General features: G+C 65.4%; 14 protein-coding genes. 7 read left to right on the plus strand and 7 right to left on the minus strand.

Annotation, left to right across the window (positions count from 1 at the left end; genetic code table 11):
• The first annotated feature begins 24 nt into the window (after positions 1–24).
• Positions 25–468, plus strand: coding sequence for a DUF4254 domain-containing protein (locus NM2_RS12910; RefSeq protein WP_084530894.1), 444 nt, complete (start codon positions 25–27; stop codon positions 466–468).
• 621 nt (positions 469–1,089) lie between these two features.
• On the opposite strand, the gene NM2_RS12915 is transcribed toward NM2_RS12910, so the two are convergent.
• A complete protein-coding gene (locus NM2_RS12915) occupies positions 1,090–2,631 on the minus strand; it encodes an ATP-dependent DNA ligase (RefSeq protein ID WP_067668104.1) in 1,542 nt (513 codons plus the stop codon).
• A gap of 93 nt (positions 2,632–2,724) precedes the next feature.
• Here NM2_RS12915 and ramB point away from each other — a divergent pair, with 93 nt between their 5' ends.
• The gene (gene ramB, locus NM2_RS12920; RefSeq protein ID WP_067668107.1) at positions 2,725–4,134 is read left to right on the plus strand and encodes an acetate metabolism transcriptional regulator RamB; all 1,410 of its coding nucleotides are present in this window, start codon (positions 2,725–2,727) and stop codon (positions 4,132–4,134) included.
• Positions 4,135–4,406: 272 nt separating this feature from the next.
• Positions 4,407–4,946 carry a carboxymuconolactone decarboxylase family protein gene (locus NM2_RS12925; RefSeq protein WP_067668110.1) on the plus strand — a complete coding sequence of 180 codons (540 nt, stop codon included), beginning with the start codon at positions 4,407–4,409 and terminating at the stop codon, positions 4,944–4,946.
• Here the strand turns inward: NM2_RS12925 and NM2_RS12930 are convergent.
• On the minus strand, positions 4,940–5,233 hold the full coding sequence (locus NM2_RS12930) for a hypothetical protein (protein ID WP_084530869.1): 294 nt from the start codon (positions 5,231–5,233) through the stop codon (positions 4,940–4,942). The genes NM2_RS12925 and NM2_RS12930 overlap by 7 nt on opposite strands.
• 72 nt (positions 5,234–5,305) lie before the next feature.
• A complete protein-coding gene (locus NM2_RS12935; protein ID WP_067668113.1) occupies positions 5,306–6,157 on the minus strand; it encodes an SDR family oxidoreductase in 852 nt (283 codons plus the stop codon).
• Positions 6,158–6,277: 120 nt separating this feature from the next.
• Between NM2_RS12935 and NM2_RS12940 the strand changes: the two genes are divergently transcribed.
• The 3 genes from NM2_RS12940 (at position 6,278) to NM2_RS48965 (ending at position 7,568) form a co-directional block, all read left to right on the plus strand.
• Positions 6,278–6,670 carry a winged helix-turn-helix transcriptional regulator gene (locus tag NM2_RS12940; RefSeq protein ID WP_067668302.1) on the plus strand — a complete coding sequence of 131 codons (393 nt, stop codon included), beginning with the start codon at positions 6,278–6,280 and terminating at the stop codon, positions 6,668–6,670.
• Positions 6,671–6,980: 310 nt separating this feature from the next.
• Positions 6,981–7,196: a hypothetical protein gene (locus tag NM2_RS12945; RefSeq protein WP_245718000.1), complete on the plus strand. Its 216-nt coding sequence runs from the start codon at positions 6,981–6,983 to the stop codon at positions 7,194–7,196.
• Positions 7,197–7,415: 219 nt separating this feature from the next.
• The gene (locus tag NM2_RS48965; RefSeq protein WP_157121058.1) at positions 7,416–7,568 is read left to right on the plus strand and encodes a hypothetical protein; all 153 of its coding nucleotides are present in this window, start codon (positions 7,416–7,418) and stop codon (positions 7,566–7,568) included.
• A 26-nt stretch (positions 7,569–7,594) separates the two neighbouring features.
• Here the strand turns inward: NM2_RS48965 and NM2_RS12950 are convergent, their stop codons facing one another.
• From NM2_RS12950 to lpdA, 4 genes are all read right to left on the minus strand, one after another.
• Positions 7,595–8,470, minus strand: a complete 876-nt coding sequence (locus NM2_RS12950; RefSeq protein WP_084530873.1) for an SAM-dependent methyltransferase — start codon at positions 8,468–8,470, stop codon at positions 7,595–7,597.
• 151 nt (positions 8,471–8,621) lie between these two features.
• Positions 8,622–8,765: a hypothetical protein gene (locus NM2_RS48970; protein ID WP_157121059.1), complete on the minus strand. Its 144-nt coding sequence runs from the start codon at positions 8,763–8,765 to the stop codon at positions 8,622–8,624.
• 51 nt (positions 8,766–8,816) lie between these two features.
• Positions 8,817–9,476, minus strand: a complete 660-nt coding sequence (locus NM2_RS12955; RefSeq protein ID WP_084530875.1) for a Uma2 family endonuclease — start codon at positions 9,474–9,476, stop codon at positions 8,817–8,819.
• Between the two features lie 207 nt (positions 9,477–9,683).
• Positions 9,684–11,087, minus strand: a complete 1,404-nt coding sequence (gene lpdA, locus NM2_RS12960) for a dihydrolipoyl dehydrogenase (protein ID WP_067668121.1) — start codon at positions 11,085–11,087, stop codon at positions 9,684–9,686.
• A gap of 113 nt (positions 11,088–11,200) precedes the next feature.
• Between lpdA and NM2_RS12965 the strand changes: the two genes are divergently transcribed.
• On the plus strand, positions 11,201–13,282 hold the full coding sequence (locus NM2_RS12965; RefSeq protein ID WP_067668124.1) for a prolyl oligopeptidase family serine peptidase: 2,082 nt from the start codon (positions 11,201–11,203) through the stop codon (positions 13,280–13,282).
• Positions 13,283–13,305 lie beyond the last annotated feature (23 nt).

Genomic DNA, 13,305 nt, shown 5'->3' on the forward strand with positions numbered 1-13,305 from the left:
TATTTGGCGGGCAATATGACCGGCGTGGAACCACTCCCACCGAAGAACCTGCTGCTGGACGCCTGCCGGGGTCTGCCGCACGGGGAAAACCTCGTGCTGCGGTCCGCGTGTCGGCTGGCCGAGCTGCACGAACAGCGACTCGATGCGAGTCCCGGGGTCGCCGCCGATATCGATCGGCGCAGAGCGCACCTGGTGCACGAGATAGATCGCTGGGTCGCGCGGGAGCTACCCCACGCCCATCGCGGTGTTCGGTTGCACACCGAGACGGTGGGCACCGTGGTCGATCGACTGGCGCAGTTCTCGGCGCTGGCCTACCTGACCCTGACCACCGCGCCCGAATGGGTGATCAGCGATGCCTGGCGACGCCTGAGTCAACTGGCCGTCGCGTATGACGATCTGGCAGCCGAGGTCGTCGCGGGACGCTGCAGGCTACCGGATCTCAGCGACCATCACGAATACGAGCCCTAGGCACGTACCGGAGGGGGCGCGAAAGCGCCCGCCATTCGACACCAAAAGTTGCTGCCGGCGCCGCGCCCAAGGTTCAACGACGCCGGCAGCGGGAAAATGGTCTGTCATGTCTGTCCCCCACCAGTGATTGTGCCTGTGAAAAACCGCGACGACCAGGGATTTCACCTGAGAAGACACTGATAAGTTGCCAGCAGTTGGCTGAACGCCGAACGGCGGCGCTGGCGAGGGTGTGCAGCGCCGCCGATGGCGGGATGACGGATCAGGGCAGTTGATCCGCGCCGGTCGAACCCGACAACTACAGATCCTGCGCCCGCTACCTCGAGAAGCACCGCGAGGAAACTGTGAACACACTGGTAATGAATATCCCCAGGTCAATCGCCTCCTGCGGGCGCATCATCCACCTGGCCCCCAGGGCCGAAACAACACTCACACCTCGTTCCGCCAACTCCGAATAACGCCAGCACCCGTTCGCGGCCCGTCTCGCCGCTCGGACGCGTGGCGGGTGCGAGGAACGAGTGCCCGACACGGGGCCGAGCGGTGAGACTCTCCGGGGCCGCGAACACGCGGAGCGGAGCGGAGGCCAAAGACACAGCACCCGCCGCAGCGGAGCGGAGGCAGAAGCTACAGCAGGGCCCGCACGGCATCTATGGTGTCGGCGTCGGCGGCCTCCTTGTCGGGCCGGTAACGCACCACCCGGGCGAACCGCAATGCCGCACCACCGGGATACCGCGAGCTGACCTGCACGCCATCCAGGGCGATCTCCACGACCAACTCGGGCCGCAGGTGGACGGTATGTTCGTCGCGCGTGCGCTCGTGCCGGGGAAACTCCTCGGTCTGCCAGCGCAGCAGTGCGTCGGTGAGGCCCTTGAAGGTCTTGCCGACCATGATCGGCTCCCCGCCGTCCGGATCGCGCGCGCCCAGATGCAGATTGGACAGATACCCGGTGCGGCGGCCGTATCCCCATTCCGCGCCGAGCACGATCAGATCCAGCGTGTGCGTCGGTTTGATCTTCTGCCAGGCCCGGCCGCGACGTCCGGCGGCATAGGGGGCGGTGAGCGATTTGATCACGATGCCTTCGTGTCCCGCGGCCAGAGCGGTGTCGAAATAGTCGGCGGCGGCCTCGGCATTCGGTCGAATGAGCGCCGGAATGCTGTGCGCAGCAGCGACTTTCGCCAGCGCTTCCCGACGTTCGGACAACGGAGCGTCGAGCAGGTCCACACCGTCCAGGTGCAGGCAGTCGAAGAAATAGGGATGCAACAGCAGATCGCGCGTCGAGGTTATCGGCCGGCCCGAGATCGTCGGTGCGGCATCCGAAGTCGCGAATCGGCTCATCGTCTGCTGGAACGGCCGCGGCCGGCCCGAATCGTCCAGCGCCAGCGTCTCACCGTCGAGAACCACACTGTCACAAGGCAACTCGATGACCAGCCGCACCAGCTCGGGCACCCCCGCGGTGATGTCGCGCAATGTCCTGGTGAATACCCAAACCCGAGATCCGTTGCGATGCACCTGAATTCGCGCGCCGTCGAGCTTGTACTCCACACTCACCTCGCCATCGAACTCGCCCAGCGCCCCGTCCAACGTCGCCCCGGGCGAGGCGAGCATGGGCCGGATCGGCCGCCCGACCTCGAGACCGAACTCCGCCAGGGCCGCCACGCCACCGGTCATGGCCGCCGCCGCGGTCACCGGCAGCCGCCCCGACAGCATGTAGGCCCGCCGGACCTGATCCACGGGCACCTGAGCCGCCCGCGCGACCGCCTCGGCAACGAGTGCGGCCAGCGCGCCCTGACGCAGCTCACCGGTCAGCAGCCGCACCAGAAACTCCCGTTCGGGCTCGGTGGCAGCGCTCAACAACGCGGTCAGCAACTTCTGGCGGCGGGCCGAGGATCCCTTGCCCGCGGCGCCCGCCAATTCGTCCAGGACATGTTCCACCTCGACGACCGTCAGCGCCGGTTCCGCGGCCGGCGGGGCCTCGACCGTGGACAGCGTGCGCCAGCCCGCGCCGATCCGCCCCTGCGTCGGCTCACCCGACACCCACGCGACGACCGGGGCGAGCTCATCACCGCCCGCCCGGACGAGCAATTCGGCGAGGGTGGCGATCTTGAGTTTGCGCGAGGAAGTCGCCCGCACGGTCCGCGAGGCTTCCACGACGTCCGAGAGCAACACGAGTCCGACCGTAACCCGAGGCTGTGACATATTGCTCAGTTGTTTTGCTAATCAACTATTGGCAACGCTGCGAAGGCTTCATAAACTGGGCATATGGCCAAGACTTATGTCGGGTCGCGGCTTCGTCAGCTGCGGGCCGAGCGAGGTATGAGCCAGGTTTCCCTCGCCAAGAAGCTGGAGATCTCGGCGAGCTACCTCAACCAGATCGAACACGACGTGCGACCGCTGACGGTGCCGGTGCTGCTGCGCATCAGCGAGGTCTTCGGCGTCGACACCAGCTTCTTCTCCTCCCAGGACGATACCCGCCTGATCGCCGAGCTGCAGGAAGTGGTGATGGACCAGGAGCTCGCGATCGAGGCAGACGCACAGGAGATCGCCGATATGGTCTCCGCGCATCCGAGCCTGGCGCGCGCGATGGTCAACATGCACCGCCGCTACCGCAACACCACCGCCCAGCTCGCCGCGGCCACCGAGGACCGCTTCTCCGACGGCAGCGGTTCGGGCGCGATCTCCCGCCCGCACGAGGAGGTCCGCGACTTCTTCTATCAGCGGCAGAACTACATTCACGAATTGGACACCGCCGCAGAGGAACTCACCAATCGCATGCGCTTCCACGGCGGTGATCTCAAGCGCGAGATCGCCGATCGCCTGAGCACCGTGCACGGCGTGCAGATCATCGAGCGAATCGATCTGGGCGAGGGCGTATTACACCGTTTCGACGGCGAGACCGGGCGGCTGGAGATCGCCCCGCACCTCTCGGGCGGGCAGCGGGTGTTCAAACTCGCCGCCGAACTGGCGTATCTGGAATGCGGTGAGCTGATCGACAAACTCGTCGAGGACGGCAATTTCGCCTCCGAGGACACCCGGATCCTGGCGAAACTGGGTCTGGCCAACTATTTCGCCGCCGCCACCGTGCTGCCGTATTCGCATTTCCACGAGATCGCCGAGGACTTCCGCTACGACATCGAGCGTCTCTCAGCGCATTTCACGCAGAGCTACGAGACCATCTGCCATCGCCTCTCGACCCTGCAGCGGCCGAAACTGCGTGGCGTGCCGTTCTCGTTCGTGCGCGTGGACCGCGCGGGAAATATGTCGAAACGGCAGTCCGCCACCGGATTTCACTTCTCCTCCTCGGGCGGCACCTGCCCGCTGTGGAACGTCTACGAGACCTTCGCCTATCCCGGCCGCATCATGACCCAGATCGCGCAGATGCCCGACGGCCGCCGCTACCTGTGGATCGCCCGCACCGTCGAACGCCGCGCCACCCGCTACGGCGAACCAAGCAAAACGTTCGCCATCGGCCTGGGCTGCGAGCTGCGCCACGCCGGACGCGTCGTCTACGCCGACGGCCTGGACCTCAACGACCCCCAGGTAACCCCCATCGGCGCGGGCTGCCGAGTCTGCGCCCGCGCCAACTGCCCCCAACGCGCCTTCCCGCCCCTGGGCAAAACCCTCGACATCAGCGAACACCGCAGCTCGATCTCGCCATACGTCCTGCGGTAGACGCGTTTCCCGATCGCCGACCGCGCAGCCCGGATGTCGCAACCACAATGGCCCGCACGGACTTTTCCGACAACGACATCTGATCGGCCCCGACCGCCGATGCCACGACCGTGGCCGGAACAATGACGACGTAGCGCCGGATGAGCGCGGCGGCGCGGCGATGTCAGGGCAGAGCGAGCGGCCGATAAGCAACGCCGACCGCTCGGCAGATCTGCGAACGCCGCTGTACACCACCTGTGGCCAGCGATAACCGGCACCTGTTAGCGTGAGGCATGGTGACGACGAAGCCGCGTATCGAACCGGGCCGCCTGCGTGAACTCGGACCGGTGAACTGGGTTGCCTGGCAAGTACTTTCGCGTGCGGCGGGCACTCCGGACGCCCATCTGTTCAGCACCCTGGGCCGCACCGGCGGCCTGTTCCGCGGCTGGCTGCACTTCTCCGGCCGCCTCATGCCCGGCGGCAAACTCCGCCGCTACGAGACCGAACTGGTCATCCTGCGCGTAGCCCACCTGCGCGACTGCGAGTACGAGACCGACCACCACATCCGCCTCGGCAAACGCGCCGGTGTCACCCGCGAAATCCTCGACCGCCTCCGCGAGGGCCCCGAGGCCCCCGGCTGGTCCGACAAGGAACGCGCCCTCCTCACCGCCGTCGACCAACTCGTACGCACCCGAGACATCGACGACCCCGCCTGGACCACCCTGTCCACCCACTACGACGAACAACGCCTCATCGAAATCGTCCTGCTCACAAACCAATACGAGAGCCTGGCCAGCACCATAACCACCCTCCGCATCCAAACCGATCACTGACCGACGAGAACCAGGTCGTACACATACGACCGGTCACCCTTGCGGCTCACCCACGCGCCGCTGCCCCGCCCCGCGTCGTCGAACGGTCGACTGGACACCTCGCCGGACTCCGTGCACAGCACCCATCCGAATCCCGGAAGTCGGCGGCACCAGGTATCCAGGTCGACACGTCGGTACGACGGGAACCCATGAGCGCTGCCCTCGCGGACGAACTCATAGGTCAACCCGTCCACCCGGCGCACGAACCTCACTCCCGACATCTCGCCATCCTCGATGCCGGGGCTCATCCCCTCAACCTCATGTGCCGCCGAACGCACAGACGGCTTCGCGGCCTGCCCGATCAGCCGCCCATCGGCGAATTACTGTGCGAGGACTGCGCGGAAGACCTCGGCGGGCGATGTTGCCGGGCGGCCGATGAGCTTGGTCAGGTCGCCGGTGGTGACGTCGAGCCAGCCGTTGCGGATGCCGGTGTCGGCGTTGGCGAGGGCTTGGGCGAAGGGCGCGGGGAGGCCGTTCTGCTCGAGGGCTGCGGCGTATTCGGCTTCCGATACGTCCGCGTAGTCGACCGGTTTGCCGAAGACCTCCGAAACTACTTGCGCCAGAGCGGGATACGTGAGGCTTTCGCCGCCGAGTTCATAGCTGCGCCCGGCGTGGCCGTCGGTGGTGAGTACGGCCGCGGCGGCTTCGGCGTAGTCCGCACGGGCGGCGGCGGAGACGCGGCCCTCGCCCGCGGCGCCCTGGAGCACACCGTGTTCCGCTGCCGCGGCGACGCGGTCGGCGTAGTTCTCCCAGTACCAACCGTTGCGCAGAAAGACATGCGGCACAGTCGATTCGGCCAGTACGGCCTCGGTTCCACGATGTTCCCGAGCCAGGGCCATCGGGTTCTCGTCGGCCCGCGGAATGCTGGTGTACGCGAGCAGTTGCACCCCGGCGCGCTCAGCGGCCCGAATCACGGTGGTGTGCTGGGCAATCCGGGCGCCCATCTCGGTGCCGGATATCAACAGCAGCCGATCCACCCCGGCCAATGCGCGATCCAGAGCCTCGGCGTCGTCATAGGACGCCTGCCGGACCTGCACACCACGCTCCGCCAGGTCGGCCACCTTCGACGGATCGCGGACGATCGCGACGACCGGCCCGGCATTCCTGCGCAACAACGCTTCGACCACGAGACGCCCGAGCTGTCCGCTGGCCCCGGTCACGGCGACGGTCATAGCTACCTCCTGCATAGGTTTCGAATCACCATGCACTAACTAATAGTAAGTACTATGTATTCCGCAATTACTGTGCGCGATGTCACTATAGTGCGAATCGGTAGTATTGGCGTCATGACCATGCGGGACACCGAGCGCGCCGACGCCGCGCTGGATTCGCTGGAACCCGATGTCTTCGCCCGGGACTGCACCTCACGCCCGGTCCTGCAGAACGTCGCGAGCCGCTGGGGCATCCTGGCCCTGGCCGCACTCCGCGAGGGCCCCTACCGCTTCAACGCCCTCCGCCGCCGAGTGGACGGCGTCAGCGAACGCATGCTCTCCCAGACCCTGCAAACCCTCGAACGCGACGGCCTGGTCCACCGCGAGGCCTACCACACCATCCCCCCGCACGTCGAGTACACCCTGACGGACCTCGGCACCCAGGTAGCCGAGAAAATCCACGACCTCATCGTCATCCTCGAGGGCAACATGGACACCGTCCGCGCCGCCCAGGCCGCCTACCACCGCGAATAACAGCGGGATAGTCGGGCAGAACCGGCTACCTCGTCGCGACCGCCACCGCCGCCGTCATACCGGGCGGTCGGGTCAGCCGACGCGGCCTCACCGCTCGACCACCCCTTGCGCCAGCTGAACGCAACGGAAGATCAACGCAGCCGCAACGGCAGCGCATCCCATCGGGCCGCTTCTAGGAGCACCGTGGATACAGCCTCCAATACCGGACAGCCGAAACGGAACGCGCCTTCCCGTATTCCACTGGAAAGTGTTGCAGCACAAGGGAACCAGGAACAATCAATCGAAACGGAGCGGTTCGATGATTTCACCGATGCTCAGGACGAGCACCCCCATGGACACCACCGTCTGGATGCCCCGCTTTCCACACGACGCACCGGACGAGGCGATGAGCCTCGAGGCGGCCCACTTCGCCATGCAACGGCATCGCGACTGCAGCATCACCGACTGCGCCCGCAAGCGCACAGCCTGGAAGGTGCTGGTCGCAGCCGGACGCATCCACCCCGACACATATCGGGTCCAGGAATGAGCGGCCACCCAGCGCACGCGGTGCGACCGGAACCTCACCCCACGGACGGGGTATTGCCGTGACGAATCCCCCAGACGATCTGTGGTGCGACTGGTGCGGTCACCGCAACCTCGAGGTCCACCGGTACGACGGCCGCGTGTTCTGCGGCCTCGCCTGCGCCCAGAAATATCGGACGCGAGCACTCCAACCGACGGTGATCGAGCTTCACGAGCCGCGGCAATGAGCGACGAACTTCCTCGCCGCACACCCGGCACACACCACATCCCCCGCTACCCGACCACGCTTCCCTCGGCGGCGCTGCTCATTCGCGTAGCAACCGGGCTGGACGAGTGGGCAGAACGCGACCACGTCACCAGAGACGCGAATCAGTGAACAGTCACCTTGTCCGGCACACGGTGCTACTTACGCCCGACAGCGGCCCAGAACGACACCTTCGCATCCATGTCCTCCGGGGTTTCGGCGCCGACGGCGACGGGCGGCTCCGGGTCGGGACGCCACCGGTGTGAGCCTGTGATTCCCGGCTCGATCACATCGAGTCCGTTGAAGAAGCGGGCGAATTCGGCATTGGTGCGCGCTTGCAGGCTCAGGCCGTTGCCTCGGTATGCGTCGACGATCCCGGCGACCTGAACAGGATTGAAGTCCGGGCTCAGGTGTGTCATCACCAGAAACGACCCGGGGGCCAGCGCGTCCAGCAGGGTCGAGACGATGCCGTAGGCGTCGTGCTCATCGTCCTGGACGAAATGCAGCAGGGCGATCAGGCTCAGCGCCACCGGCTTGGTCAGGTCCAGGGTGCTCGCCAACTCGGGTGCGGTCAGGATGCTGTTCGGGTCGGTGACATCGGCCTGGATATACGCGGTTTCACCCTCGGGCGTGCCGGCCATCAGCGCTCGGGCGTGCGTGAGTACCAACGGGTCGAAATCCGCGTATACGACGCGAGCCTCCGGTGCCACCGCCTGTGCGACCTGGTGCAGATTGGGCTGCGTCGGTATGCCCGTCCCGATATCCAGAAACTGGCGTATCCCATGTTCGGCAGCGAGGTAGCGAGTTGCTCGGTGCATGAACGCCCGATTCACCCTCGCGCACAGCTTGATCGTCGGAAACGCCCGCTCGACCTGCTCCGCCGCGGTGCGGTCACACTGGAAGTTGTCCTTGCCTCCCAAGTAGTAGTCGTACATTCGAGCGCTGTGCGCCTTTTTCATTTCGACCGGATCGCCAACGGAAGAAGCTGATTGGGACGTGATGGAGTCGTCGCCCCCGATTGCGTTGGTAGCCATGGCTATACAGACTCCTCGTTACTAGCAGCCTAACGTGATCGATATCGCAACCGGACCGACAACGCTCGTTTCGGATCACAACGACGCCAGGTTGCCTCTACAACGCATTACCCCGCAAGGGCGCTGCGGAAAACATCGGCGGGTCGACCGGTCAGTTCGGCCAGGTCAAAACCACCGATTCGGACAGCGCACTTGGGCCCTGCATCACCGAGCCGCCTATCGGCAGTGAATTCTCCAGCGGCACAACATCATTTACAGACCAGTCGGCTTCCGCCTCATCGAATTGACGGGTCACCATCGTGATTGTGCCGCAGTTCTGGAACGACAACCCACCGTATGAGTGGAACTACTCCCAGGGAGTCCACTCGTCGGTGCGGATCGAGACGCCGAACGGGTCCGGCAGATCGATCGTCTCACCGAACTTCCAAGTCACCGACTCGCGATAGGTACCGGATTCACGGTCCGGGACGGTGAACAGTGTCGCGGCAGCCACTTTCGGATCACGATCCGCGATCAGGTAATACTCGATTCCGACCCGGGCGTAGCCGTTCCACTTACTGGGGCGGACCCGGCGGGCGCCTGGTTGACGGTCTTCGGCGGCAGTGGACGGTGAAGTGACCTCGACGGCGAGCGCCAATTGATGTGGCAGGAGCTTGTGTACGTCGTCGCGACGTGCTTGGCGGGCGATATCCCTGTCCAAAACGCACAGATCGGGGATGTACCCGTCATGAATATCGCTGAGATTCAGATCCTGAGTCTGCACACACAACCATCGGAACTCCGAATCGGCAGCCTTGGCCACTGCAATCGCCTCGTGAATATCGCTGACGATCAGACTGTGCGCAAGCTTCGGTCCCGGTGCCACAACGATCTCCCCCCCGATGATCTCGGCCCGCGTGCCATCGTGCGGCAGGTCGAGAATGTCCGTCAGTTCATCACGCATCCACAGGTCATAGGGCTCGCCGGGCAACTCGCTATGACGATGGACAACGGCCATGACGCTCATGATGTGTATCCCTCCCTCGTTCGAGCACGGCCATCGTAAGCCCGAGATCCCTCGAAACACCAGCTCAGAAGGGTTCCCGCACCCCGTACACAGCGACACACCGACCACACGCCGAACAACCGCTCCACAACGGAACACACAAGCCGCCACTGGCAGAACAAAAGTGCCCTCCGGTTCGAAAACCGAAGGGCACCTTGGTAATACAGCTCAGAAGTTGATCATGTGACCGGCGAGGCCGTGGATGGCTTCCTGCAGCGCCTCACTCAGCGTGGGGTGGGTGTGGACGTTGCGGGCCAGCTCGTTGACCGTCAGGTCCCACTTCTGGGCGAGGGTCAGCTCGGGCAGGAGCTCGGAGACGTCGGGGCCGATGAGGTGGCCGCCGAGGAGTTCGCCGTACTTCGTGTCGGCGATGAGCTTCACGAAACCGGTCGGGTCGCCGAGGCCGTGCGCCTTGCCGTTCGCGGTGAACGGGAAGGTGGCGACCTTCACATCGTAGCCCTCGGCGCGGGCCTGCTCCTCGGTGAGGCCGAAGCTGGCGACCTGCGGCTGGCAGAAGGTGGCGCGCGGCATCATCCGGTAGTCACCCAGCGTCTGGGTCTCGGCGCCGGCGATGGTCTCGGCCGCGACCACGCCCTGCGCCTCCGCGACGTGCGCGAGCTGCAGCTTCGCGGTGACGTCACCGATCGCGTAGATGTGCGGGACGCTGGTGCGCATGTAGTCGTCGATCGCGATCGCGCCGCGATCGGTGAGCTGCACGCCCGTGCTCTCCAGGCCGTAGCCCTGCACCCGGGGTGCGAAACCGACGGCCTGCAGCACCTTGTCGACCGTAACGGTCTCGATCGAACCGGACTTGTTGTCCTTGATCGACACCGACACCTTCGAGCCGTTGTCCTCGATGGACTGCACCGACGCGCCGGTGGTGATGGTGACACCCAGCTTCTTGTACGCCTTGGTGATCTCCTTGGAGACGTCCGCGTCCTCGTTCGGCAGCGCGCGGTCCAGGAACTCCACGATCCGCACGTCGACGCCGTAGTTCTTCAGGACGTACGCGAACTCCATACCGATGGCGCCCGCGCCGACGATCAGGATCGACCCCGGCAGATCACGGGTGAGAATCTGCTCCTCGTACGTGACGACGTTCTGCGACAGCGACGTCCCCGGCAGCAGCTTGGTTTCGGTACCGGTGGCGATGATCGCGTTGTCGAACGTGATCGTCTCGCTGCCGCCCTTGCTCAGCGCGACCGAGAGCGTGTGGGCGTCGGTGAACGTACCGGCCCCGTCGTACTCATCGATCTTGTTCTTCTTCATCAGGAAGTGCACGCCCTTGACGCGGCCGTCGGCGACCTTGCGGCTCCGATCGAAGGCCGCGCCGAAGTCGAAGCTGGCCTCGCCCGAAATACCGAACGTCCTGGCTTCCTTGGTGAAGATATGCGCGAGCTCCGCATTGCGCAGCAGGGCCTTGGAGGGAATGCACCCGACGTTCAGGCACACCCCACCCCAGTATTTCTGCTCGACGATCGCTGTTCGCAATCCGAGCTGAGCAGCGCGGATCGCGGCGACGTAACCGCCGGGTCCGGCGCCGAGAACGACGACATCGTAGTGGGAAGTCACGGCGACGAGTCTAGTCACGGCGTGCGATCTCGCAGCCGTGGGTGGTGGCCCGCGAGAAGTGCGCACAGCAGTTCGCGGTGAGGACCGCGATGTCCTCGGTAAGAATGTCAGTTATGAGTGGCGCGCACGAGCAGCAGACCGACCCCTACCTCTGGCTCGAGGAGGTGACGGGCGATCGGGCCCTGGATTTCGCCCGCGCGCACAACGACGTGGTCGTCGAGCGGTTCGCGACCTCCGACCGGTTCAACGATCTCGAGCATCGCATCCTGGACATGCTCGACACCGACACCCGCATCCCGTATCCGACCCGCCGCGCGCAGTGGCTCTACAACTTCTGGCGCGATGCCGAACATCCCAAGGGCCTGTGGCGGCGCACCACCTTCGCCGAGTACGCGACCGACAGCCCCGAGTGGGAGGTGCTGATCGATCTGGACGCCCTGGCCGCGGCCGAGGAGGAGAACTGGGTCTGGGCCGGGGCCGCGGTGCTGCGTCCCGCGCAGTCGCTGGCACTGATCAGCCTGTCCCGCGGCGGCGCGGACGCCAAGGTGGTGCGGGAATTCGACATGCGCACCAAGCAGTTCCGCGCGCCCGAGGACGGCGGCTTCCACCTCCCCGAGGCGAAATCGCAGCTGAGCTGGATCGACGCCGATTCGGTCTATGTCGGAACGGATTTCGGCCCCGATTCGCTCACCGACTCCGGCTATCCGCGGATCGCCAAGCGCTGGCAGCGCGGCACTCCGCTCGAGGACGCGCGCACGATCCTGGAGGGCGAGGCGAGCGATGTCGCGGTCTCCGCGGGATACGACCGGACCCCGGGCTACGAACGCCATTTCGTCTCGCGCGCAACCGATTTCTACAACGAGATCGCCTATCTGATCGAGGACGACGGCACCCTGCGCCGCCTGGACACGCCCACCGACGCCTCGGTGTCCTGGTACCGGGACTGGTTGCTGCTGCGCCTCAAGACGCCGTGGGAGGTGGGCGGCGCGAGCTATCCCGCGGGCGCGCTGATCATCATCGGGTTGAACGAATTTCTGGACGGCGCAAGGAATTTCGAGACGATCTTCACCCCCGACGAGCACACCGCACTGCACGGCTACGGCTGGACCGAACACCATCTGCTGTTGATCACCCTCGAGGACGTGCAGACCAGGCTCTACGTACTCACCTCGACCGAGGGCGGCTGGACGCGCGAAACCCTCACCGACGTCCCGCCGATGGCCACCACCAATGTCATGAATCTCGATCCGCTCGAGGGCGGCGACGAATTCATGCTCACCTCGAGCGGTTTCACCACCCCCGCGACCCTGCTGTCCGGTTCGGTGGGCGGGCCGACCACACTGCTCAAACAGGAACCCGGATTCTTCGACGCCGAGGGCATCGAGACCGAACAGTTCTTCGCCCGGTCCGATGACGGAACGATGGTGCCCTACTTCGTGATTCGGCATCGCGATCGGCGTGGACAGGCGGGCCCGACGGTGATGTCCGGCTACGGCGGATTCGAGATCTCCCGAACCCCGGGCTACAACGGCGCGTCCGGAATGGGCTGGCTGGAGCGCGGCGGCACCTGGGTGATGACGAACATCCGCGGCGGCGGCGAATACGGACCGCAGTGGCACACCCAGGCACTCAAGGCCGATCGGCATCGGGTCTACGAGGACTTCTCCTCGATCGCCAAAGACCTTGTGGCACGCGGTATCACGACCGCACCGCAGCTGGGCGCGGTGGGCGGCAGCAATGGCGGCCTGCTGATGGGCGTCATGCTGACCCGGTATCCGGAACTGTTCGGCGCGATCGTGTGCCAGGTGCCGCTGCTGGACATGCGGCGCTATCACCATCTGCTGGCCGGGGCGTCCTGGGTGGCCGAATACGGCGATCCGGACAAGCCCGAGGAATGGGAGTACATCAGCAAGTACTCCCCCTACCAGAACGCTCGCGCCGAAAAGCCCTATCCCCCGATCCTTCTGACCACCTCCACCCGCGACGACCGCGTCCATCCGGGCCACGCCCGCAAGATGGCCGCACTGCTCGAGGAACAGGGCCACACCGTCTGGTACCACGAGAACATCGAGGGCGGCCACGGCGGCGCGGCCGACAACAAGCAGATGGCGTTCCAAGCGGCACTGATCTACGAGTTCTTCACCCAACTGCTCATGGACGAACAAGCAGACGGCGCTGCACCGGACGGGCACTGATCTACGAGTTCTTCACCCAGCTG

Origin of the sequence: Nocardia miyunensis NBRC 108239 (genome assembly GCF_001613065.1) — a bacterium.
In the GTDB taxonomy this organism is placed as follows: domain Bacteria; phylum Actinomycetota; class Actinomycetes; order Mycobacteriales; family Mycobacteriaceae; genus Nocardia; species Nocardia miyunensis.